Origin of the sequence: Arthrobacter sp. ZGTC212 (assembly GCF_002929255.1) — a bacterium.
Taxonomy (GTDB): domain Bacteria; phylum Actinomycetota; class Actinomycetes; order Actinomycetales; family Micrococcaceae; genus Arthrobacter_B; species Arthrobacter_B sunyaminii.
Window position 1 is genome coordinate 16,062 of sequence record NZ_PJIJ01000006.1, and the last position, 22,502, is coordinate 38,563.

Here is a 22,502-nt window from a genome sequence, read left to right on the forward strand (position 1 = left end):
TACCGCTGGTTAGCGGCTAAGTGTCGGTAGCCACTAACCACACTGGCGAACACCAGTTCCACCCCCTCAACCTGCGTAAGCGGGCCCCGCACGAAGCAAAAGCGCATAGGAGGGCCTTAGGTCTCTGTAGACAGACAACATCGTTCACGTTCCCAAGTCCTGCTTCATGGCCCTAACCGCGATCTCGTAGATTTTGCGTGCTTCGCGGCGCCGCCTTGCAAGTCTTTCCGGTGGCTTACCTTGGGCGATATCGTCGCGAAGCAGAACTATCAGGTTGACGGTTTGGAGGATGCCATCGGAGGTCCGTTTCGGGCAGAGCAGAATATACTCTTGACTCGGAAACAAAGGCCATTCTGTAAGGCCATCCGTCATCTCCCACCTCCTGGATTCTGACTCTGTTATCAACAGATCCATGTGCTGATAGTGCGTTATGAAGCGCTTGTAGAGTTCCTGGCGCTCACCCCGAAGCCACTGCCGGTGCTCGGTTCGTCTGTTGTAGTAGTGCCCGACGAAAGCAAACAGGCCTGCGATTGCCGCACCCAAAAGCACGCCCCAAAGTTCCATGCCCCAAGCCTACTCAAGCAGGACCGCGCTCCCGCACGGAGCAGAAGTGCATAGGAGCTATCTGCCGCACTCCGGGCCGAGCTCAAAGGTGCCTTCCACACTGCTCGCCTCCGGAGACAGACTCGAGCGGGTAAAGATTCCCGCAGGCCTAGAAAGGGAACGAGGGCGCCATCTCACCTAACCCGGGTGAAGGTGCCGTCGACTAGCTCAGCAACCCCGGCAAGGGGCTAATCACTCGGAGAGCTTCGTAGCTCGTCCTGTACACCACGAGGATGAGCTGCGCTACGGGAGTTTGCTGCTTCTGCCAAGTGTTTGGTTGTGAGCCTGAAATCGTGAAGATGGTCGGGGAGGATTGCGCGATTGAAAAACCAGAGCCAGGTCAGTTTTCGCGCATGGTTGTAGACCTTGCCCGCTCCCGGGACCCCACGCATAGCATCCTTGAAAACAAGCCTGGAGTACCCAATCAGCGGATCATGGTTTTGGGCAATAGCGAGCGATACATTCCGCACGAGCACTGATGAGTACTCCAGCGCCGAAACATAATCAACCACCTGACTCGTGGCCAGTGCCGTCCCGGCCTTCACATACCCCGGCTGTGCCGGGATCCATTTGCTGGTCCAGCCGGCAAGTACACTCGTTCGCGGAAAATCTCTGCACAGATAAGCCCTAATCTGATCAGCGGTGAGGTTCAGCAGTCCTTCCTGCTGCTGAAATTTCTTCGCCCTGCTGTGGCTGATAGTCCTGTTGGTCAGCCGGTAGCCGGCGCTGCTGAGTCTTGTGATGAGGTCCTGCTCGGCAAAATCCGCTTTGACAGCAGAGACCTCCCCCGCAATCCAGACGTGCGCGGGAGCATCAAACTTGGCTAAGTGCCACATGATCATCTGATGACTACCGAAGCGTGACGTGAGACCAGAGGACTGACCCACGTAGAACGGGACACCCCTCTTGCCGGCAGCATTGAACATCAACACATAAATGAACTTGCCGTGCCTGGATTTCTTACTAAAAGCAGGCGCGTTAAGAATGTCGTAGACCGCCATCATCTGCGGCTAATTTCTCTCATCCAGCGGCGGCCAGGTCGAGGGGCGGGGCGTTGGATACATCACTTCCACCGAAGGATCGGTGACGGGATCATCAAGCGCGTCGAACTCAGCTCGGAACTCCATACCCTCTATGGTTTCCACCGTAGAAATCCGGGTCAGGACACCCATCTCTTCACCGGCGACAAAACTGAAAACCTTACCGAAGTGCTTAGTTTTAAAGCTGCCGCATTTTATGACCGTCCAACCGCGGAGACCAGGACGCTTATCGGTATGGTCCAGCGTTGGCGCGCAGACAGAACACGTCTTGTAGGCCTTCAAGCCCTCCACCTCGGCACGAGTTAGCAAGGTGGGCATATCGGGGGCGTTGTCGCTGCCATGCCAGTCGCGGACCCTGTCCAGATCATTCAGATAGGGCTCCCAAGCGGCGTCCCGATCCATGAACTGCCGCATGCTCGGGCATTGCGGGAGATGAACCTTGCCAGCGACGGACAGAACGAAACAATCGCCGGAACCAATCCACCGGTCTAGCCTGATCTTCTCCTGCCGGAGGGTAGCAATGAGTTGCCGGGTCAGCTCTTGGTCACTGAGGTGGCCCATCCGCCGCACGTAGTCTTCCTGCTCGTTCAAGGCCCTGACAGCTGCCTGTTCCCTCTCCCGGATTGTTCCTGCCATCTCGCTCATAAACGTCCTCCCGCACCACTCGTTCCACACCACTCTTCACCGGCCAGCATAAGAGGGAGCGCAGACATTCCATGAAATTTCCGCTGCCCACTGGATTGGGATGCGAGATTGTGCTGAGAAGAGGCGGTCAACAGCGCAATCACGGGCACTTTGCGTTCAGGCACCCCAATGGGTCGACGTCGAGCTGCATTGGCGCCATGCCAGACGTGTTCTCCACGAAGTAGCTGCTGACGCTGGCCTTCAAGATTCTGATGCGTAGTCGATACACGCGCGCAAATCCCAGCGAAACCGCAGCGCTGACGGGCTCGCCGTCCCCCTGCTGGTCCCTTGCCTGTTCCATACCAGAGGGTCAAAATCCGCCACATCGTCGCATTACGGCGATGCATGTTTCGTACTTGGTTTGCGCCGCCAGGGGACGCGGCTATTCCTGGGTCAAAACCTTCGGGTCGCAATGGATCGTTTTAGACCCTTCCTCCATGACGCGGTTTCGTGCACAGATTCGTTCCCGTCCCCTCGACGTAGCGCCAAGGTTTCAGTGTCTATCGGCGTCTAGGGAGCAAGGACTATATGATTTTCCGATGCCCACTGCCGCTTCACCACACGCTGAGCGTTTCCTCGGTAGCCCTCGTTGGTCACATATGACGGAAGGGATGTCTTCCGCAGAAATTGCGGAAGCTCGGCAGGAATGGCGGTTGCTATGCTCACAGAGATATCAACGTCAGCCTGGAGAGTACCCAAGGGTGGGTACGAGCCTGCTGTTGGTGTCCTGGGAGCAAGCAGAAAAAATCGAACCCTACGACGACCGACCATACGATGAAATCGTCGGCCTATGGATGCCAGTGGTTGGAACTCAGTATGGACAACCACGCAAGCACCGGGAACGCTCGGGCGCAATCTATAAAGACAACTTCGAGCTAGTGCCCGAACCTGGCAATCCTTTTGATCACACCGCTCTCGCAGTTGATTTGAATGGGAATCGTATTGGTTACCTAAGTGCCAGCTACGCTGCCCATCATCACTGGAGAGTGCGTTCGTTGAATTCCCTCGGGTATCGCGTCATGGTTCCCGGTTTCTATCGGTCCACGTTCAATGCAATCGCAGAACGGGACTGCCTTGAAGCTGTTGTACTTCGACCCACCACTCAAATGTACGACGAGAAGTTGGAAGATCAGGAAGAGCAGGCATCCCGTCTTGCTGAGCTGTGGACAGCGCTCAGCCACGAAACGCGACAAGGGATCGCCCGTGCCGGTTTTCATCTCACCGATGAAACGGCTGGTGAGCTCCTAGAACTGCACGATCGGTTTCCAGGCGTTGGATTGCCTACGTTGCCGTACGCGGAGGCGATGCCGCGGAGTATTCAACTCATGCTCCGAAACGCCCGCCACGAGGAGGCTGAGATCAGGTGGCGTATTGCGCGGGAGCTTGACGCCAAGGCACTCGACCTCGTACGCGGTGGAACAAGCGTGCTAGACGCAAGCAGTGAAATCTCCATTTCGGAAACGCGCATTCGGAAGGTGATGAAAGAGGCCGGAGTAACGGCTCATCGGAAACAGGCGAATGAATCCCGGAACAGCTTAGTGGCACGGCTCGCGGAGGATGGGCTGTCTCTGTCCGAAATTTCAGCAGAAGTGGGCATGAGCGTCAGCGCAGTGTCAGCCGTGCTACGTCGACGAGGTGTCCGCACCCGAGGAGTGGCCGGCGTGAACGAGTGGTCCCGAGCGAGCATGCTTCAACGGGTCGCGGAATGCGCCGACGTCGTGAAGCTCCAGGACGAGGGAAACAACAGAGAGGAAATCGCTAAACAGCTTGGTGTCTCGGTTCACACTGTGAAGAAACGTTTGAGTGATGGGCATTTCTTCGATAATCCAAGGATCAATCCCGACCGACTTGACCTCGCACGGAGCGTCCGAGAACGTGGTCTCAGCCAATCTCAGTGCTCAGGCTTCGCCGAACTGCGCGCTTTAACAGATGGCAATGTGCTTGATCTCATTCATCCTTTATGGATTTAGCGAGCGTAGTCATCCGAGACATGGTGCTGCGAGACCGGCCCGCGTACCTGCTGCCGCTTCACAGTCCTCAGGGTGTTCATTTGGGCTGGTTTTTCCTGATGAGGAGGTGAGCTTCAAGCAGTTGCACTTTGCCAGGCCGTCGAGCACCCGTCTGAGAGCTCACAATGTCTCCCGGTCAGCGGGCGCGCGGTGGGCACCCGTGGCAATTGGGACACGGATAACGAGATAAATTTTCCTAGCGCGTCATGTCTCGTTCGTCGGTGTCTCTTATTCCATCGTATTCGTGCACATCCAGCGGCAGACCATCCACTGCTGCGATTTACACCAGCGCGAGCGGACACGGTTGAATGCCCGTCTGCGCTGTCGAGCAGTGGACGGGCATTCAACTGTCTGTTCAGTCTAGGAACAAGAACTTCTCCATGACGGGTTCTATAGGTAGGCCAACGGCGGTCGCCCCCCAATAGCTGGCGAGGAGGATTATCCACACAAGGAGGAGAGCCACCGCTTGGCCGGCCCTCTTGGCCACCTTGAGGGCCACACGCCAGAAGCCTTTCCTGAAGCGCTTACGGAACTTGCGCCAGTTGCGCTTGTTCTCTTGGCGCCTCTGGGTCTTGCGCTTATTCTTCTTGCACCCGGGGTTGCGGCCCTTGGCCAGCACTCCGGGGTGCTTGTCTTTCTCGGACATTGTCTTTCTTCCTGCCCAGGTTCAAAGACAGGAGAGGAGGACACGCTCCCTTAGGGAGACCGGCCATCTGCCAAAAAATGTGATTTACATCACAAAAATTTGGCTGTGGACCTACCGTGCGTGTAGTGTTATACGTAGTTGAAGAGAACATCTACCGGTGAGCATCCTTTCTTGTCTTGTCTTGCTGGGACTTTGTGTAGTTAGTTGATTGATTTACTTGTAGTCAAACGCCGGGTTGCAGCCTGGCGAAAATGACACAAGTCCCATAATACCAGCATCTCTGTGCCATAAAGGCGCGGAGGTGCTTTTTCTTTTAAATCGTTACCCTCTTGTAACCATTTATCGGACAGATCACGGAAATTCAGCGGTATTATCCGCGCGGAGGATGCACTTGGTGGGGTCAGAGTTCGTGAATCCCGAAGGATCACGTCACCACTTCGTTTCAAAGATCTGCCGCAACTTTCAGAACCTCCTTTGCTTTCTAGACGCTTATGGTTGTGTCACTGTTTGCCGCTTCATAGGCCATAACCCGGAGCTGTTCACGGTTTGCCGTACTGTACGGGTGTAGCAGTGCGCGATGGTAAATCTCTCGACGGCCGGCTGGATGCCTAGAATCCGGAACCTTCTGAAGGTGCTGTGCAATGATTTTTTGATTAGCCAGCTCCCGGTATCCGCGTTCCGCAGTTCTCTCACTGATCCCGTACCAGGATGAAGCTCTCTCCACAGGCATCGTGAACGTCTTGGGACCATTCGGATCCTGTGTCTCCTTGAGCAGGATCAGGAGCATGGCCTTCCCTGGCATCCTAAGGCGGTCAATGATCCCTTCAGTCCAGTAATCGAAAGGGATTGTGAAGAATCCCCTTCCCAGATCAGATTTGGACTGTGCCTTAGGGTCTTTGATCCATGGGGTCTCGTCACCGTTCTCGCGATAGAGAATAATCTCGGGTTGGGTTTTGGCCCCCGTGACGGAAAGTAGATTCATCTGACTGAGGACGCGCAGTGATGAGTGAATGGCACGATCGGTGCAAGGACGCTCCTCGGAGTGAAGTAGTCGCGCCCAGGTGGCGATGGGCAGCGGTGTTCCCTCCAAAATAGGAGAGAGAGCGTGGACAGTTAGAAGAAGGTCCAATGCCCGCTCCTTGCGTCCGACCACAAGCTCCGAAAGGACAGACGGGCGAGGCGCTGATTCACGCTGGACGAAATCCTTACGGATTCTTACAAACCCACGCTTCGCATCACCAAAGAGGTCCAGGCGAGTCGCCTTGGTGTCACTTGCAGGTTGGTCCTTATATTCGAGGAAAATCTCTTCTGTTTCGTTCATGCACTCATGATTGCCTAGATAGGCCATCAAAGCAACGTATCGTCTCAAGCGAAACGACGCTCTGAGGTGCCAGTTTGTTAGATCATGGCGACACCCTATGCGATGCATCTGCTATACCACTGCGACAACTTTATGAATGGGGGTGTGGGGGGGGTGGGTTTGTGGGGGCTCATGCTGAGGAGCGAAATTCGCGCGGCATAGATATTTTCCAAGCATTTTCGGACGGTAGAGACGAATGCACCTGTACACCCGTTGCAGGCCCTGGATCGTCCTATTCCACACGGCCGTAGTGAACCCGGAGGATCGTTGGCCCATACGGGAACGGTTTTTCGAGTCACGCGCCAGATAGAACGACCGGCATCAACACTGCCAGCTAGTCCCAGACCAGCCACCATAAGACTCACAGTTGTTTTTTGCCTGCTGGCGAAGCTTGCGGAGCTGTGCCCGACGCAGGCCTGTCTACCCGCCAGGGCAAGGGTCGGAAAATTTGCGGAGGGAATCAGCGACGCAGGAGCGCCGGAGGAAAATTTGCGGGCCGCAGGCCCCGACGAAGGAGGGGCTAGATGTGCTCTCATCGTTCGCGATCCGTTGCGAGTACAAACGGGTCCCGTCCGCGTCGATCACCACGCAGTGATGATGGGTCTTACCCGCATCCACACCAGCCCACAGCTGCGCTATCGCAGCCTCCAATCAACTCGTCATCTCCAGTAGAACCCAGCAGATAACCGCGCCGTCGTGTCCTTATCCAGCGAGCTTCAGTCGCGTCTCTCAATCAGCGGTCGGGCCATCACGGGAACGGCAGGCGGCCAATCCTACGAAGCCGTAACGACAAGCGCCCGGCACAGCAGCAACAGCCATACCCACCACCCCTGGGTAGCCCAGACACTACAACTGCCCCGGAACCACCCGCTCAACAACATAAGGACAGCAGCAAAAAACCGTCGTAGACAGATCAGGTTCGGGAGGTCCGGAGCTCTGCGAAGGGGCGCCCCGGGCCAAAGAGCCGGCCGCGCAGCGGACGCCCGTTTCCTGGTTGAAGCCCCCGGGCGAAACCAGGCCGCTAGAAACGTGATTTCATTTGAGAATGGATTCTGGTGTTGTATTCGGAGTAGTTGTTGCGATCATCGGTGTTGTTGTCGCCATTGTGGCGTTTCTGCATCAAAACCCACGCCGGCATGTGGCCCTGTCCACGAAAGAAACGAAGTTCATCTCCGAGGAGGCGGACGGTTTCGATGGCATCACTATTTCCCACGCGGGCCAAGAGGTAAAGGACCCCCGCTTCATCGATGTTTCCGTCCAAGCCACAGGCATGTTTGACGTCCCCTCCGATAGGTTCGATTCGGCCAACCCCATGGTTATGAAGTGTGAAACCCCGATTCTCGCCCACGCTGGCGGGGAGGGTGAACCTGTGAAAATTAGTGAAGATCGAAAATCAATTGCAATAGGACCGATGTTGCTAAAGAAGGGGGTCCCCACGACGGTGAGGCTCCTTGTCGATGGGTCAGCATTATGCAGCTGGGAAGAACCGAAACTGATCGATACAAAATTTCAAATCGTAAGCGATGCGACCAAAGAGATCCAATCGCAGCGAGCTCGCAAGCGTCTTCGCCTCCTCCTGACAGTACTAATGGTGGAACTGGTTGTTCTCGGACTTCTGACTATCGCAACCTTTTTCCTAGTTTCCTCTGGTGCGATCGATCGCTAGCAGGACGGTTATCGTGGCTCCCAGTGCGAGCAGCGCCAGGAGCAGGTTGAGTAGTTCCATCACTGTTTCCTTTCGTCGATGAGCGGCTTAAACTGAGAAGGAGCCCGGTGGCCGCAACCTTTGCGGTCACGACCACCGGGGGTTGTGTGACTACTTCCTTGCACGTCGCTTACGCTTCCGAGTTCGCCCTCGGAAGCGTTTGCTCGTTAAGAGCACGCGTCGTGCGGTGAGTAGAGCCACGACTGCCGTTGCCAGCTGCACTACCGCGGTAGTGAGCTGCAGCGCCTGGTCGATGCTCATTAGCCACACCTCCTTCCTGCCCCGCCATGCGAGGCCCCCACCGATTCAGCCGGTCGAGGGTGGACTGTCAATCCCGAAGAGTGGCCGAACGACGGCGCGAAATAAGGGAGCGCCAGCGACCGCGTGCCGGCGTTCGGGCGCGTGGATTGACTGGACGGGCCCCCGAACGGCTACCATCGGTGGCCTTGTATGACGGAGATACCCAGCCACCCACAAGGCAAAAAGAGGCTTTCAGTCCGAAGCGAAGCGCAGGGCTTTATCTTTTGGACAGACCTGACCACTGCGGGGCTTGGCTGGCGCTGGGTGGTGTGGACGCGCAACCGTCTCAAGGCGACAGCCGGGGGCCGGAACCCGGCCGGTAATAATCCACTCCATGGTGAAGAACATGGGGATCGGAGCAGTAGCAGAGTCCCAGACTCACAGACTCACAGACTCACAGACTCAGTGGCTGAGTTTCCCAATAGCCGGCGGCGTTCCCTCGCTCACCCAGACCCAAACGTACAGAGTCTGGGTGCCGGAGTCCCCCGTGATTCGGCACTATCTCCACTGATCACAGACTCACCGAGTCCCCGAGGCTCTACTTACCAACCGAACTGGCGTCGGGTACTCCTCAGGACCGTTCATTTCCGGCCCAGCGCATCTAACGGTCCGCAATGCACTCTCCCCCGGCCAGAACTTGGTCCCATCACACCGGCCCGAACACAGTGGTGACACGACATTCACCGTGCGTGCACAATGTGCCCTGGAGTGGAGGAGCCGATATCAACAACCAACTTGACTCACAGGCCATCAGAGTCCCAGACTCACAGACTCAGTGACTGAGTTTCCCAATAGCCGGCGGCGTTCCCTCGCTCACCCAGACCCAAACGTACAGAGTCTGGGTGCCGGAGTCCCCCGTGATTCGGCACTATCTCCACTGATCACAGACTCACCGAGTCCCCGACTCACCGAGTCCCCGAGTCCCCGAGGCTCTACTTACCAACCGAACTGGCGTCGGGTACTCCTCAGGACCGTTCATTTCCGGCCCAGCGCATCTAACGGTCCGCAATACACTCACGACGACGCTCGGCGTGAATCTAGGTGCATCTACACAACACCGGGGGAGTGGGGTACTACCAAACGACGATTTATAACTCACAGAGTCCGTGACTCCGAGTATTCGTGACTCTGGCTTTCCTGGGACCAACTTACAGACTCTGCGTGTCACGGACTGAAATCCCATCAAAATCAGTAAACGGCTGATAGCTTGGTTCAATCGCATGCCGGCGACCACTGGATTAGCAGTTCCCATCTTTTGTGAACCCCGCTCAGTTTGAGCGTGGACCTATCCTTCGTTGTCGGTGCCCAGCAATGACAGAAGGAAGCATCAATGAGGGTCGTCGCCGTCATCAACCAAAAAGGTGGTGCGGGTAAGTCCACCACGGTGATGAATCTGGGCGCCGTTGCGGCGGAGCATTCCAAAGTTCTGGTCGTTGATGTGGACCCACAAAAGTCCGTGACTACCTGGGCTGAAACGGCAGACCAGCTTCCGAAGAGTAAGCAGCTGCCCTTCGACGTCGTCAGTGAAACTGATCCCACTCTGCTTAAGCAGATGCGCGATCTCGACTACGACACGATCTACGTTGATACCCCTGGAAATCTGGACAACGCAGAGGTCCTTAAAGCCGTGGTGGACAACTCGGACTTTGTCCTGCTGCCCAGCGAGCCCACTGCACTGGCCATGCTTCCGCTGATCAACACTTTTACCTCCATAGTTCAGCCCAGTGGCTTGGACTATCGGGTTTTGGTCACACAGGTGGATTCACGTTCCATCAGCGACGCGACTGAGGCGCAGGAGACCCTGCGGGAGTACGGGTTGAAGGTCTGCAAGTCCTTCGTCCGCTCGTACAAGATTCATGAACGCGCTCCCATGACGGGCAACGTCGTCACTACTTATGAGACAAGCCGGAATGCAGAAAAGGCAGCCGGGGACTACAAGGACGTCGCCCGAGAGCTACTGAGCATTTGGGTGAACGGGAACAGGGGATAGGGGCCATGGCCGTCAAGAGAAGCTTCAAGGACATGTTGCCGCCCCTTGCCACCGCACCGGCGACGACACCGATCCCAGCACAGTCGAAATTTCAGATCTCACCGCCAGCCGCGGCCCAGCCACCGGTGGAACAAGATGGCCAGCAGCTCAGGATCCAGGCCGCGGCCAAACCGGCTCCGGCTCCCGCGCAGGCTGAGGTGCAGCAAGCATCTGCGGCCACGGGGGAGGGGGACGTCCCTGCAGCCCCGGTACGCCCCCACTACACACAGCTTGTGCGCAAGGAGCTGCGGGTTTTTCAGGACCAGGCGATGGACCTGAAGATCCTGACTATGACGATTAACAACAACAAGCTGGGCATGGGGGAGCGGATCACGGATAACACCTTGGTCCGGGTGGCCATTGACCTGCTGCTGGAGCGCAAGGCCGACCTGTCGGGCACCACGGAGAGCGAACTGCGTGACTCCTTGAACCTGCCGCCGCGGTACTAAGGACGCGCTGCGTAGAACGCCATTCCCCGCTGCCGTAACGCCTCAACAAATCCCTGACTCACGGACTAACAGACTCTGGGAGGTCTAGCCTGTAGCGGGGAAAGCCAAATCAGCCAGGGACAACTCATCGGGGGGACCCTCGAAGTTCTCCCACGGATAGTCGTCTTCGGGCGCTGGCAGGAGTGGAACGACATTGGCGTGACGGGAGAGCCATTCCCGCCACTGGACACGCTGGATCCGGTAGGTGTGGATCTGGGCTGCGACGGCCTCGAGGACCCCGAAGTATTCAGCCAGGGTGTTCAGAGAGGTGCCGGCCACAACGGACCAGCCAGTGCCCCGGGATATCAGGTTCCAGGCTGCGAGTGTTTCCAGTGCCTCGGTGACTGCAGCTCTGGACACTCCGGTGGTCCGGACGACATCCATGGTCGAGAGGGGGGCTGGGGAGTTCTCCAGTGCCTCGTATACGAAGGCGGCCGGCAGTCCCAATTCCCGAAAGACCGGGCGCAGGGCGTGCACTTTCCCCTTCTTCCATGGCAGCTCCTGCGCGGCCTTCAGTGTGGCTTCTGGAATGGTCAGCATGTAGAGATCGCCCTTGGTGCCGCGGCCGGCTTCGAGAAGGACCACCAGCGGATCCTTCTCGGCCCTCAGGGCACGCAGGTGGAAACCGACAGTAGTGTGGTCCATACCGGTGGCCACGGCCAGGGCCCGGTCACCGAACTCAATGTATCGGCTGGCACTCTTGTGAGCAGCTTCTCCCATGGCCCGCAACACCATTCTCCGAGCCATGCCCGCCCGGTTCTGGTACCGGAATTCGATCAGGCGCAGGGCATTCCGCCAAGAACGTATAAAGCGATGCTCGTTGTCATCAGTGAGGGTAGCCGAGTTACGACCATGTAAGCCCCCCGCCTGTGTGGGGGGCTCGCTTGTGGGGGATATACGGACACTGTTCTTTCCGTATGGGTGATCCTGCTTTCTTTGCACGAAGCTAAGGGCTTTGCGCCAGTCTCGCTGCAGTGCCGCGGCTCGGTGGCGGGCCGGATAGCGGGCGTAGAAAGAGGCTAGTCCGGGCCAAAGTCCCTGTTTCATCCGGCGTTGGACATCGGTAAGTGCCAGTCCTGCGGCGGCTGCGCCGGCGATGACACCCTGGCGTGCCTCGGAGTCGGATTGGTACCGGTTCACCTCGTATAAGCCGGTGACGGCGATGCGCTGCATGGCACGGGACATCCGCAGGTTCTGTTCGACGCCGGTCGCAGCGGGTGCTTCCAAGTTTGCGGGGGCTGCCTGCTCCAGCCGGTAGGCGCGGGCAGCAGTGATGTCCCGGGCCAGCTCGGCTGTAAGTGCTCTCCATACGTCTGCGCTGTTCCGTCGGCGGGCAACGTCGTAGGCCATGGACAGGCTCATGGCCAGCAATTGGTGTCCGCCTCGTTTGTGGGGGCTGCCGGGGGTGCGCATGCAGCCGTGCAGCAGGTTCTGGTGCGGGGTCTTATCCAGGGTTCTGAACCGGGTCCCGAGAGCTTCAACGAGATCACGGGCTTCGGAAAAGCTCACGCGCTGGGCCAGAGGGATGTAGAGGTGGCGGCCGCCGTTGGGGGAATAGTCCTCAATCCAGCGGGCGCCGACACTGTGCAGCAACGATTGGGCGGCCCGGACGTCAGCTTCGACCCAGTCCACTCCGGCGTTGGAGGAGTCAAAGTCCAGGAAGATGGCAGCGCAGGTCCCGTCCCTGCCGAAGATCCGCACGGCAGCCGGATAGGAAGGCAGCCCCGGCGTCAGGTCACGCTCGAAACGCTGCGGATAGGAACGGCCACCGTCCTTGGACAGGCGTACGCGGGGCTGTCCGGCCAGCAGGGGAGCCAGAGATGACCAGAGCTGCGAGGGTTCATCGCGCAGCATGGACACACTCGACACGCTGCGACTCTGTGAGTCTGGCAGTTCGGAGGCAGGCTGATGTACGATGTTCTTATTCCCCTTTACGGAATGAAAAAGGACCGGCTCTCCCTTACCAGGAATGACGGTTACAGAAAAATCGACTTTCGACCTGCGTCGCCGGCAAGCTTGTCAGGCGAAAGTCACATACTTCGAGGGCCCGCTATCCTGCGGGCCTTCTGTATTTAAGCGATACGGCTGATGGGAAGTTCCTCCTGCTGCTGATGGATCCCGTCCAGATCGGTATTCTCGATACGCTCGGCTACAACACTGGCCACCCAATCACTGACGTACCTGTAGCCTTCGGCGGCAGCGATTTCACTGACAACTTCCGCTTTGTCGGTCGCTAGGCGGAAGCCAATGAGCTTACGGTCTCCCTTGGAGCGGCGCCCAACACGCTTCGGTGCTTCAGCGGTCATGATCTTGTCCTTACATATCCGGCCCTTGGGGGAGGGCTTTCGGTCAATCTCAGTCTGAACAACATCGGCTGGCCGGGTGGCCCAGGATGATCTAAAAACTGTTTCCGATATCTAAAACTATCACCGGGCCCCAGCCACCTCCAGGATTAAGGGAAAACAGAAACTCCATCGTGTCGCGAGCAGTGCTGACTGGTTTTCTGAACCTCGTGCCTCTCTGAGGATTAGGTCGTGAAATCCACAAACGCCGCGTGTACTTGGGGGGACATCAGCCTGAGCAATCCAGGGGGAGGCGCGGATCCCCGTGAATGCGTGACCTGTTCTGGTGTCTCATTTACTGGGTTTCGAACTATTTGGGCGGTCTTGGGTATGGAGCGACAGGTTCGGTTTGTCAGAGGCACATAAAGTTGATCGGCTCCTGCCCCTATCCGGAGCGGTTTGTCCTCGCGTTAGCTTCACGTCGGCGTCGCTTTTCTACCTTTGTTGTTCCGAGGCGTCGCTGCCCAGCAGTCCACCATCTAGCAGTGGATCGACATGCTTGCTATACCGCCATCTTCTGAGGAGTCGCCGAGCGCAGTGTGGGCAGGGGAAGATCGGAGAAGACGGATTGTGCGACGAGCAGCGCCAGTCCGATGATGCCGGCTTGCTTGCCCTGCGTGGCGCCGACGATCTGGATCCTGCGGGTGGCAAGTGGGAGTGACCGGTGGTAGACGGCGCTCTTGATGCCGGCGAAGAGGTAGTCGTCCGCTGCCGCAAGCTGCCCACCAATGACGACCACTTGGGGATTGAAGAGGTTAACGGTGACGGCGATCGCCTCGCCTAGGAGCTGGCTGGCATTGCGGGCCAACCTCACGGCGTCTCGGTTGCCGCTGCGCAGCAGCCGGACGGCTTCGTCAACCGAGTCGGCTTCGACGCCGAGGCTCTGGAGGTCGCGCAGGATCGCCCAGCCACCCGCATATGCCTCCAGGCAGCCGATGTTGCCGCACCGGCATTCCGGCTCGTTCTGAACGTAGGCAGGTTTCGACACATAGTTGTGGCCAATGTCTCCGGCGGCGCCGTCGGCGCCGTGGTGTAGCCGACCATCCGAAATCAGGCCGGATCCGACCCCCGTGCCCACCTTCACCATGAGGAGGTGGCGGACGTCAGGGTGTGAGACCTGCTGTTCCCCAAATGCCATCGCGTTGGCGTCCTTGTCGACGACGACGGGACAGTTGTAGCTGCGGGTGAACCAACCGGGAATGTCGTACTGGTCCCAGCCGGTCATGATCGGCGGATGCACGACCTGCCCGGAGGCCGTGTCGACCGGCCCTGGCACACTGACGCCGATGCCCACTACGGAGTCGGGGAAGGCACCGGCCTCGGCCAGCAGCCTGGCGAACTCGTCCCCGACCAGACCTAAGACGATGTCGGGGCCCTCGGTGACGGAGATGGTCAGTTCCACTTCAGCAAGGATGGTCCCCGACAGGTCGCACAGTCCGGCCCGCAGCCCCGTTGCGCCAATGTCGGCGACCAGCAGATGACCACCCGTGCGATTGAAGGCGAAGGACTCCGCTGGGCGGCCCTTGGTGGATTCCGCTCCTGACGGGACCACGAGTCGGGTATCGAGGAGGGCGTCGATGCGCTGGTTGATGGTGGAACGGGAGAGTCCTGTGCGCGCAGCGACTTCTGATTTTGTGAGCACGAGTCCCGAGCGAAGTAGCTGCAGGATCTCCACGGTGCCGCCCAAAGAGCCGCCTGTGGCCGCTGGTGTGTACGAATTCTCGGCCACTTTCGCCCCTTCGTTGCGGACCCTGCTTGTCATCTTAACCCGATTCGACCTTGTATTGCGTGCGTCACAACCTGTAGTTATGCTAGCACCCAACGTTACTTCGACGTACATATGGTTTTCAAAGTCAGAAGGGGCAACGATGCCACAGCTACGGAACACCTTGATCGTTATCGCCACCGCCGTGGGAGCTCTCTCCTTCGCCGGGTGCAGCACCACCGCTACGACCCCTGATGCGTCCGAGGGTGGGGAAGCAAAGACCGCCGCAGTCATCAAGGGCCTCGACAACCCGTTCTTCCAGTCGATGGAAGAGGGCATCAAGGCGGCCGACGATTCCATCACGGTCCAGGCCGCACAGGACATCACCGACACGAGCGGCCAGGCGGACCGGCTCGCATCTTTGGCCGGGCAGGACTTCAGCTGCTTCATCATCAACCCAATCAGCGGCAACAACCTGCTGCAGGGTGTGGCGCAGCTAAAGTCCAGCGGCAAGACCGTCGTGAACATCGATAGCCCTGTCGATCCCGACGCCGCCGCTTCGGCCAATGCCACCCCCGATACCTACATCGGCACGGACAACGTCTCGGCGGGCAACCTCGCCGGCGAACACATGGCGAGTCTCATCGAGGACGGCGCCAAGGTGGGGGTGATCGGCGGCATTGCCGGTGACGTCACCAGCGGTGACCGCGTCACAGGCTTCACGGAAGGTTTCGGCGGCAAGGGCGAGGTTCTGGAAACCGTCTCGGCGGATTGGGACCGACAGGTTGCCCTTACCAAGGCGGGGGACCTGCTGCGCGCCAACCCGGACATCGCCGGTTTCTTCGTGTCCAACGACGTCATGGGATTGGGTGTTGCCCGTGCCGTCGCTGATGCGGGCCTCACGGGCAAGGTGTCCATCATCAGCGTCGACGGTGTGCCCGAAGGCCTCGCGGGCGTTGAATCCGGTGAGCTGACCGCGACCGTGGCCCAGTACCCCTACGCGATCGGCGAGATGGGAGCCCAGGCATGTGCAGCAGCTGCTGCCGGCGACGAGCTCCCCGAGAACGTCGAGGCACCGGTGGCTCTGGTGACCAAGGACAACGTCTCCGATGCCCTTGCTGCCGCACCTGCACCGTTCGAAGACTTCGATAACCCGTTCGCCCAGTAGCAGTTCAGGCCCGACCAAGGAAGCCAGGCTCCATGTCCTCCGTTCCGCATACATCCACGCCACCGGTAGGGAAGACACCGCCGGCAACCAGTAAACGACAGATCCCGTCTCCGAGCGCGCCGCAGGGCGACCACTGGTACACCAACCTGGGGCGCATCGGATTCTGGGCGGACCACGCAGCCATCATCGGCCTCGTGCTACTCGTCATCGTGTTCACCGCACTGAACCCGGTCTTCCTGACCCTCGGGAACGTCCAATCAATCCTCGTCGCAGCGTCCATCCTGATGGTCCTGACCGTCGGTCAGGCCTTCGTGATCCTCAGTGACGGTATCGACCTCTCCGTTGCATCAACCATGACCCTCGGGGTCATCGCCTTCGGCATCGCCTTCTCTCAGGGCGCGGGACTGCTCGTCAGCATGCTCTCGGCCGTCGTTGCCAGCACGCTGATCGGAGTCCTCAACGGCATTCTCGTGGCCAAGGGCAAGATCACCGACTTCATCGTGACCCTCGGATCCCTCTCCGTGGCATCCGGCCTCGCCCTGGTGCTGTCGGACGGGAAGCCAATCTCGGTCTTCAGTGTGGGTCTCGTCAACTTCTCCACCCACGGGTTGCTGATCTTCGGATTCCCCTTCATCGTTGCCGCGGTGATCGCCGTCCTAGCCCATGTGCTGCTCTTCAGGACCCGCTTCGGAACGCACCTGTTCGCGACCGGTGGGTCGAAGGAAGCAGCACAGGCTACCGGTATCAGTACGGCACGCATCAAGATCGCGGTCTACACGATCTCCGGTGTGCTGGCAGGTATTGCGGCGATCATGCTCATTGCACGAGTCGGCGCCTCGGAACCGGCAGCGAACACCACGTTCCTGCTCAATTCGGTCGCCGCCGTCGTCCTCGGAGGTGTCAGCCTCACCGGTGGAAAGGGGAACATCTTCGGTCCCATCGTGGGTGCACTGCTCCTGACCGTGCTCACCAACGGGCTCACCCTGATGAACGTGTCGCAGTTCTACCAGCCATTGGCCGTCGGCATCGTCGTCATCCTCGCCGCCCTACTCTCGAGGTTCCAGAAATGACCACCACCATCACCCAGCCCATCGTCGACGTCCGCGACGTTTCCCTGTCCTTCGGCAACGTCAAAGCCCTCCAGAACGTCAGCCTGACCCTCGCCCCTGGCGAGATCACCGCGATCGTCGGAGACAACGGTGCCGGGAAGTCCACCCTCGTCCGGTGCATCTCGGGCATACACCGTGCCCAGTTGGGATCCATCGAGTTCGATGGTGAGGAGACACACTTCCGGAGCCCCGAGGACGCCCGGGAAAAGGGCATTGAGACGGTGCACCAGAACCTGGCACTGGTCGATGACCTCGCTGTCTGGCAGAACCTGTTCCTTAACCGAGAGCTGACCCGCGGCATCGGGCCGATCCGCTTCCTCGACCGCAGAGCCATGCGCGAGGAAGCCGACCGCATGGTCTCCACCCTCGCCGTCAACGTGCCGGCCGTGAAGTCCAAGGTCCGGCGCCTGTCCGGCGGTCAGCGCCAGGCAGTGTCCATCTGCCGTGCCGCAGGCTTCAGCTCCAAGCTCGTCATCATGGATGAGCCCACAGCCGCCCTCGGTGTTCAGGAAACCGCGAAAGTCGAGGAACTGATACTGAAACTGCGCGACGACGGACACTCTGTCCTCCTCATCAGCCACAACTTCAGTCAAGTCATGCGCCTCAGCGACCAAGTCTGGGTCATGCGAGCCGGGCGCTGCGTGGCAGGCCGACGCACCACCGACACCACCGGCGATGAAATCGTCGCCCTCATCACCGGCTCCCGCGAGCAGTAGAGCAAAGGAAAACACAGCACATGACAACCACGAATCCACTCGGAGTCCACGCCCTGGTCTGGGCAGGAGACACCTCCCGCGAGGCCGTCGAGACCGTCATCACCCGCACAGCAGCCGCCGGCTACGACCTGGTCGAATTCTCCCTGCACGACTCCCTCAACCTCGACGTCGACCACGCCAAAAAACTCCTCACCGACAACGACCTCGGCGTCGTCTGCTCGCGCGGACTCGCCTTCGACGCGGACGTCTCCAGTGACGACACCGCGACAGTCGACCGTGGAGCGAAGCTCCTCCAGGACTCCCTGCAGATCACCCACGAACTCGGCGGCACCCACTTCACCGGCGCCCTCTTCAGCGCCCTCGGCAAGTACGGAGCGCCCATGACGGCCGCCGGCAGGGACAACGTAGTGAAAGTCCTCAAGGAACTCGCCGCCGAGGCACAGTCACGCTCCATGACCCTCGGGCTGGAGATCTGCAACAGGTACGAGACGAACGTCATCAACACCGCACACGATGCACTGCGTCTGGCCGACGACATCGGCGCGGACAACGTTCTGATCCACCTCGACACGTACCACATGAACATCGAGGAAAACGATCTCGTCACCCCGGTCTACGAGGTCGGCGAACGACTCGGCTACGTCCACATCGGCGAGAACCACCGCGGCTACCTCGGCTCAGGCCACCTCGACTTCACCTCGTTCTTCCACGCCCTCGCAGGCATCAACTACACCGGCCCCGTCACGTTCGAGAGCTTCTCCTCCGCTGTCGTCGCCCGCGGTCTGTCCAACGACCTCGCCGTCTGGCGGAACCTGTGGACCGACAGCGAGGACCTCGCCGTCCACGCACGGACCTTCATGGAGAACCAGCTGCACGCGAACCAGGTAAACCGGTGACCTTGGAGGACCTCCTCCAGCGGATCGCACGCCTCCAAAAGGAGCACACCGGCCCCGTCATCATCGGGGTGGTCGGCGCTCCCGGGGTCGGGAAAACCACTCTGGTCGAGCAACTCATCAAGGACCTCAACGCGGAGGATGGGCGCACTGAAGGACAGCGCCACGCGCATGTGCCCATGGACGGATACCACCTTGCCGACATCGAGCTGACCCGCCTCGGCCGGCTCGAACGGAAGGGCGCCCCTGACACCTTCGACGCCCACGGGTACGCGGCACTCCTGCGACGGCTACGGGAACCGCGTAACGCCGTCGTCTACGCGCCAGGGTTTGAACGGGCCATCGAGCAACCCATCGCAGGGGCCATCCCGGTCTATCCATCAGCTACCACGATCCTCACCGAGGGCAATTACCTTCTGCTGGACGAGCCGGGCTGGCGTGAGGTGCGGGAACAGTGCACGGAGATCTGGTACTGCCAGCAGGACGACGAGCTCCGGGTGGAACGCCTGATCGCCCGCCACGTCCGGTTCGGGAAAACTCCTGCAGCTGCCGCCAGGTGGGTGGAGCAGGTCGACGAGCCAAACGGACAACTCGTCCGCACCACCAGGGACCAAGCGGACCTCGTCATCACGCTCGAAGAAGTCACCGCTGTCTAATCCCACGAACCGAAAGGGCGCCCCTGTCAGAGACGCTGACATGGGCGCCCTTCAATCGTCTCGACCAAGGGTGGCCAAGAGACTCGACGTCAGGGCGTTCGAACATATCGCGTCGAAGAGTACACCAGCGAGCACGGACTAGGAGGGGGCCCAACCCCTTCTCCGAACTGTAGCCCGACATAAGGTAGGTTATCGGTGAGTTGTGAAGAGGCGGGGGAGTCCCTCGGAAAGCGCTCAGCTAGGCGTCTACGTGGTGGAAAGCAAAGCGTGCAACGTAACTAGTGATCCCGATGAAGAAAAACCAGCCCCCGCCCGTGCACGAAAACGGTGCGTAGTTGAGTGTCATGGTGGAGCCACTGGCCTTCGCTGTCCTCCGCTTCGAAGGCCAGTGGCTCACGGACGCACTGCATTAGAAGCAGGGACTCACCGGAAGGAGCCCCCCGTGGCCAATCTCAAGGACTTCCGTCATTCAGACTTTCTCCAGAACTGTTACCGCTATGTCAGCCCTGTCGTGCGCCGTGTCGACCCGGGAAAAGAGATCCGAAGGCGGCGTTAGCAGCCTCGTAGCAGGTCGGATGCACTCGTAAACAGCCTCCGAAGCGCGGTGATTCGTACATCCAAACACATAGCCATGTCGGAAACCATGAACATCTTACTGATGACGCCTGGTAAACACTTACCAAGCCGGGTTTACCAGGCGCCTAGGGAGATCACCGGGGTCAGAATGGGTAGGGGGCGATCTCCGGCCTTACGGTGAGCCACTGGGTCTCGGTGAATGCCTCGATGTTCGCGGCCGCTCCGCCGAAACGTGATCCGGTGCCTGAGGAACCCGTGCCGCCGAATGGGGCGTTGGATTCATCGGCCACGGTCTGCTCGTTGATGTGGATCTTGCCGGAAGTGATTTGGTCTCCGACGGTCATGGCCATCCCAACATCGCCCAGAATACTCACGGAGAGGCCGAACTCGCTGCTGTTGACGATCTTGATGGCCTCCTCGATGGTTGCGAACGAAATGACCGGTGCCACCGGACCAAAAATTTCATCCTTCCATGCCGGCATCTTCACATTCACGCCAGATAGGACCGTAGGCTTATAGAACAGGTCGCTGAACGATCCACCCGCTTCCAGGGTGGCGCCAGCCAACAGGGTTTCCTGGACAATGGAATGGACGTGCTTGAGCTGCTTCTCGTCGATCAGCGGACCCAGCGCAACTTCCTCAGTAGCAGGATCGCCTATGGGAAGGTTTCGTGCCTTTTCCGCCAGGGCAGCCACGTACTCGTCATGGATCGACTCATGCACTAGGTGTCGTCCGGTGGACATGCAAATCTGCCCCTGATGGAGGAAAGAGCCAAACGCCCCAGCAGAAGCTGCCAGCACAACATCAGCCCCCGGTAGGACAATCTGAGCATTGTTGCCGCCAAGCTCCAGATGGGCCCGTTTGAGGTGTCTGGCCGCAGCCTCGCCCACCTTGCGACCCGCAGGTGTCGAACCCGTGAAGGAGATAATTCGTACTTCGGGGGCGGTCACCACCGCCTCACCGACTGATACACCGCCAGGAACAAGCTGCAGGACACCGGCTGGAAGACCCGCTTCCTCAAAGACACGCATGATGACGACACCGCCGGTCACCGTGGTGCGGGGGTCCGGCTTCAACAGCACAGCATTTCCCAGACCCAGCGCCGGTGCAACCGAACGCATGGACAGGATCAGTGGGAAGTTGAACGGTGATATGACACTGACCACACCCGCTGGGCGGCGGCGCGCGAAGGACCAGTGATCCTCATTAGAGGTCAGCACATCGCCATGCGGATGACTCGGAAGGGCTGAAGATTCGTAGCACTCGGACGCGGCGATAGCCACTTCAAGACCTACCTTAGGCCCGATACCCCCGGTTTCTCGGGTCAGCCAGCCCATTATCTCCTCGGCGTGCTCCTCGAAGAGCGCACCTGCCCGGCGCAGGACCGCTGCCCGCTCTGCCGGTTTCCATGCGGCCCACTCGCGTTGCGCCGCGGCTGCCTTCGTCGCAGCCTCGAACGCATCATCGGCAGATGCCAAACCAATTTTGCCCAGTGACTGACCGGTAGCCGGCTCCACAACTTCAGCAGTTCCACCGCCTCCGGCCTTCCAGCCATTGACGTTAATCTTCCCGGCCCAAATGGCCTGATCCAAGATCGGCATATCATCTCCTCATTGATTGAATAAGTTGCACATAGATTTCCTGCGGTGCACATGATGCGCTCTTATGCTGGCGAGTCGCTACCGGTTAGCTACCCTAGGTAAAAACAAACCTCCACCTTCGCGACCATATTCTGCCGACCATAGACTCCCGTCCCGAGCAATTCATTCAGCGACGAAAAACTAGTAAGCGAAGACCGTTTTCCATTTGGTGGCATCGGCGTCACCATGCTTGGCGTCTTCGACCGACATGCGCCACACTTTGCCTGAATCAACCGCGGGCAGTTTGACGCCGACGGCAGTGGGCGGTGCAATCTCAGGGTTCACGGCGTAGTCGCCCAGGTCCGCGAAGATCTGTTGCCCTCGCTTGGACATGTTGTAGTTCATGAAGATGTCCGCGGCTTCCGGGTTGGACCCCTTAGCGGTCGCACCAAGGTAGTAATCGAAGCTGATGAGTCCCTCTTCTGGAATAACGACTTTCAGCGGAGCGTTCTCTGTTGATACAGCTACATTTACGGTGGCGGGAGCGATTGTGCCAATGGAAATCTCGCCGCGGGCCAGCGCAGTTTGCTGCGGGCCCACACCTTCGTAGATTGTCGGCTTCAGAGCCGCGTACTTGCTGAAGTAGTCCGCGCCCAGTTCCGTCTCCATAAAGCGGTTCAGTGCAGCTACGCCGCCGCCGGAATTGCCCTGGACGATTCCAATCTTGCCTGCCCAATCACCTTCAACAAGCTCTGCCCAGCTCTTCGGTGCGTCTTCGTCCTTCACCAGCTGGGAGTTGTATCCGAAGGAATATATGGCATTGTGGGTTCGAGTGAAATCGCCGGAGTTGATGACGACCTCCTCGAACGTTTCTGAGCCTGGAACCGTATAGG

Annotated in this window: 20 protein-coding genes; 9 read left to right on the forward strand and 11 right to left on the reverse strand. The window is 59.2% G+C overall.

All coding sequences use genetic code 11. The annotated features are described in order from the left end of the window. Positions 1 to 144: 144 nt before the first annotated feature. The 3 genes from CXQ89_RS17385 to CXQ89_RS17395 form a co-directional block, all read right to left on the reverse strand. Entirely contained in the window at positions 145 to 564 is a 420-nt protein-coding gene (locus tag CXQ89_RS17385; protein ID WP_104056352.1) for a hypothetical protein, read from the reverse strand. A gap of 227 nt (positions 565 to 791) precedes the next feature. Further along, positions 792 to 1,607: a hypothetical protein gene (locus tag CXQ89_RS17390; protein WP_104056354.1), complete on the reverse strand. Its 816-nt coding sequence runs from the start codon at positions 1,605 to 1,607 to the stop codon at positions 792 to 794. A 6-nt stretch (positions 1,608 to 1,613) separates the two neighbouring features. Next, positions 1,614 to 2,288: a hypothetical protein gene (locus CXQ89_RS17395; RefSeq protein WP_146067289.1), complete on the reverse strand. Its 675-nt coding sequence runs from the start codon at positions 2,286 to 2,288 to the stop codon at positions 1,614 to 1,616. 650 nt (positions 2,289 to 2,938) lie between these two features. On the opposite strand from CXQ89_RS17395, the gene CXQ89_RS18240 reads away from it, so the two are divergent. Continuing rightward, entirely contained in the window at positions 2,939 to 4,297 is a 1,359-nt protein-coding gene (locus CXQ89_RS18240; RefSeq protein ID WP_146067290.1) for a hypothetical protein, read from the forward strand. A 394-nt stretch (positions 4,298 to 4,691) separates the two neighbouring features. Here the strand turns inward: CXQ89_RS18240 and CXQ89_RS17410 are convergent, their stop codons facing one another. The 3 genes from CXQ89_RS17410 to CXQ89_RS19150 form a co-directional block, all read right to left on the reverse strand. Beyond that, complete coding sequence (locus tag CXQ89_RS17410; protein WP_104056362.1) at positions 4,692 to 4,982, reverse strand: hypothetical protein; 291 nt, start codon at positions 4,980 to 4,982, stop codon at positions 4,692 to 4,694. A gap of 481 nt (positions 4,983 to 5,463) precedes the next feature. Then, positions 5,464 to 6,303 (reverse strand): hypothetical protein, encoded by an 840-nt coding sequence (locus CXQ89_RS17415; RefSeq protein WP_104056363.1) that lies wholly within the window; start codon positions 6,301 to 6,303, stop codon positions 5,464 to 5,466. A 459-nt stretch (positions 6,304 to 6,762) separates the two neighbouring features. Then, complete coding sequence (locus CXQ89_RS19150; RefSeq protein ID WP_374952999.1) at positions 6,763 to 6,960, reverse strand: transposase; 198 nt, start codon at positions 6,958 to 6,960, stop codon at positions 6,763 to 6,765. 427 nt (positions 6,961 to 7,387) lie between these two features. Between CXQ89_RS19150 and CXQ89_RS17425 the strand changes: the two genes are divergently transcribed. The 3 genes from CXQ89_RS17425 (at position 7,388) to CXQ89_RS17435 (ending at position 10,825) form a co-directional block, all read left to right on the forward strand. After that, entirely contained in the window at positions 7,388 to 8,008 is a 621-nt protein-coding gene (locus CXQ89_RS17425; RefSeq protein ID WP_104056368.1) for a hypothetical protein, read from the forward strand. Between the two features lie 1,669 nt (positions 8,009 to 9,677). Beyond that, the gene (locus tag CXQ89_RS17430) at positions 9,678 to 10,337 is read left to right on the forward strand and encodes a ParA family protein (protein ID WP_104162195.1); all 660 of its coding nucleotides are present in this window, start codon (positions 9,678 to 9,680) and stop codon (positions 10,335 to 10,337) included. A 125-nt stretch (positions 10,338 to 10,462) separates the two neighbouring features. Further along, entirely contained in the window at positions 10,463 to 10,825 is a 363-nt protein-coding gene (locus tag CXQ89_RS17435) for a hypothetical protein (RefSeq protein ID WP_219815638.1), read from the forward strand. An 84-nt stretch (positions 10,826 to 10,909) separates the two neighbouring features. Here CXQ89_RS17435 and CXQ89_RS17440 read toward each other — a convergent pair whose 3' ends face one another. The 3 genes from CXQ89_RS17440 to CXQ89_RS17450 form a co-directional block, all read right to left on the reverse strand. After that, a complete protein-coding gene (locus CXQ89_RS17440) occupies positions 10,910 to 12,718 on the reverse strand; it encodes a MarR family transcriptional regulator (RefSeq protein ID WP_104056389.1) in 1,809 nt (602 codons plus the stop codon). Positions 12,719 to 12,936: 218 nt separating this feature from the next. Then, entirely contained in the window at positions 12,937 to 13,170 is a 234-nt protein-coding gene (locus CXQ89_RS17445; RefSeq protein WP_104056370.1) for a hypothetical protein, read from the reverse strand. 538 nt (positions 13,171 to 13,708) lie between these two features. Then, entirely contained in the window at positions 13,709 to 14,935 is a 1,227-nt protein-coding gene (locus CXQ89_RS17450) for an ROK family transcriptional regulator (protein WP_258060205.1), read from the reverse strand. 139 nt (positions 14,936 to 15,074) lie between these two features. Between CXQ89_RS17450 and CXQ89_RS17455 the strand changes: the two genes are divergently transcribed. The 5 genes from CXQ89_RS17455 to CXQ89_RS17475 are packed head-to-tail and all read left to right on the forward strand — an operon-like array spanning position 15,075 to position 19,453. After that, positions 15,075 to 16,079 carry a substrate-binding domain-containing protein gene (locus CXQ89_RS17455; protein ID WP_104056374.1) on the forward strand — a complete coding sequence of 335 codons (1,005 nt, stop codon included), beginning with the start codon at positions 15,075 to 15,077 and terminating at the stop codon, positions 16,077 to 16,079. A 32-nt stretch (positions 16,080 to 16,111) separates the two neighbouring features. Next, the gene (locus CXQ89_RS17460; protein WP_104056376.1) at positions 16,112 to 17,149 is read left to right on the forward strand and encodes an ABC transporter permease; all 1,038 of its coding nucleotides are present in this window, start codon (positions 16,112 to 16,114) and stop codon (positions 17,147 to 17,149) included. Continuing rightward, positions 17,146 to 17,904: an ATP-binding cassette domain-containing protein gene (locus tag CXQ89_RS17465; RefSeq protein ID WP_104056379.1), complete on the forward strand. Its 759-nt coding sequence runs from the start codon at positions 17,146 to 17,148 to the stop codon at positions 17,902 to 17,904. Before CXQ89_RS17460 ends, CXQ89_RS17465 begins: the two co-directional genes overlap by 4 nt. 20 nt (positions 17,905 to 17,924) lie before the next feature. Further along, positions 17,925 to 18,800 (forward strand): sugar phosphate isomerase/epimerase, encoded by an 876-nt coding sequence (locus CXQ89_RS17470; RefSeq protein ID WP_104056381.1) that lies wholly within the window; start codon positions 17,925 to 17,927, stop codon positions 18,798 to 18,800. After that, positions 18,797 to 19,453 carry a nucleoside/nucleotide kinase family protein gene (locus tag CXQ89_RS17475; RefSeq protein ID WP_104056383.1) on the forward strand — a complete coding sequence of 219 codons (657 nt, stop codon included), beginning with the start codon at positions 18,797 to 18,799 and terminating at the stop codon, positions 19,451 to 19,453. The genes CXQ89_RS17470 and CXQ89_RS17475 overlap by 4 nt, the downstream gene beginning before the upstream one ends. Before the next feature lie 719 nt (positions 19,454 to 20,172). On the opposite strand, the gene CXQ89_RS17480 is transcribed toward CXQ89_RS17475, so the two are convergent. After that, entirely contained in the window at positions 20,173 to 21,630 is a 1,458-nt protein-coding gene (locus CXQ89_RS17480) for a benzaldehyde dehydrogenase (protein ID WP_104056385.1), read from the reverse strand. 180 nt (positions 21,631 to 21,810) lie between these two features. After that, a partial coding sequence (locus CXQ89_RS17485; RefSeq protein ID WP_146067291.1) for an ABC transporter substrate-binding protein occupies positions 21,811 to 22,502 on the reverse strand: 692 nt, incomplete at its 5' end.

Bases quoted from the DNA above. Each gene is read 5' to 3' on its own strand.
- CXQ89_RS17425 (WP_104056368.1), top strand. From the start codon at position 7,388: ATGGATTCTGGTGTTGTATTCGGAGTAGTTGTTGCGATCATCGGTGTT.
- CXQ89_RS17445 (WP_104056370.1), bottom strand. From the start codon at position 13,170: ATGACCGCTGAAGCACCGAAGCGTGTTGGGCGCCGCTCCAAGGGAGAC.
- CXQ89_RS17415 (WP_104056363.1), bottom strand. From the start codon at position 6,303: ATGAACGAAACAGAAGAGATTTTCCTCGAATATAAGGACCAACCTGCA.
- CXQ89_RS17455 (WP_104056374.1), top strand. From the start codon at position 15,075: ATGCCACAGCTACGGAACACCTTGATCGTTATCGCCACCGCCGTGGGA.
- CXQ89_RS17460 (WP_104056376.1), top strand. From the start codon at position 16,112: ATGTCCTCCGTTCCGCATACATCCACGCCACCGGTAGGGAAGACACCG.
- CXQ89_RS17395 (WP_146067289.1), bottom strand. From the start codon at position 2,288: ATGAGCGAGATGGCAGGAACAATCCGGGAGAGGGAACAGGCAGCTGTC.
- CXQ89_RS17440 (WP_104056389.1), bottom strand. From the start codon at position 12,718: ATGCTGCGCGATGAACCCTCGCAGCTCTGGTCATCTCTGGCTCCCCTG.
- CXQ89_RS17470 (WP_104056381.1), top strand. From the start codon at position 17,925: ATGACAACCACGAATCCACTCGGAGTCCACGCCCTGGTCTGGGCAGGA.
- CXQ89_RS17390 (WP_104056354.1), bottom strand. From the start codon at position 1,607: ATGATGGCGGTCTACGACATTCTTAACGCGCCTGCTTTTAGTAAGAAA.
- CXQ89_RS17430 (WP_104162195.1), top strand. From the start codon at position 9,678: ATGAGGGTCGTCGCCGTCATCAACCAAAAAGGTGGTGCGGGTAAGTCC.
- CXQ89_RS17465 (WP_104056379.1), top strand. From the start codon at position 17,146: ATGACCACCACCATCACCCAGCCCATCGTCGACGTCCGCGACGTTTCC.
- CXQ89_RS17480 (WP_104056385.1), bottom strand. From the start codon at position 21,630: ATGCCGATCTTGGATCAGGCCATTTGGGCCGGGAAGATTAACGTCAAT.
- CXQ89_RS17385 (WP_104056352.1), bottom strand. From the start codon at position 564: ATGGAACTTTGGGGCGTGCTTTTGGGTGCGGCAATCGCAGGCCTGTTT.
- CXQ89_RS17410 (WP_104056362.1), bottom strand. From the start codon at position 4,982: ATGTCCGAGAAAGACAAGCACCCCGGAGTGCTGGCCAAGGGCCGCAAC.
- CXQ89_RS18240 (WP_146067290.1), top strand. From the start codon at position 2,939: ATGTCTTCCGCAGAAATTGCGGAAGCTCGGCAGGAATGGCGGTTGCTA.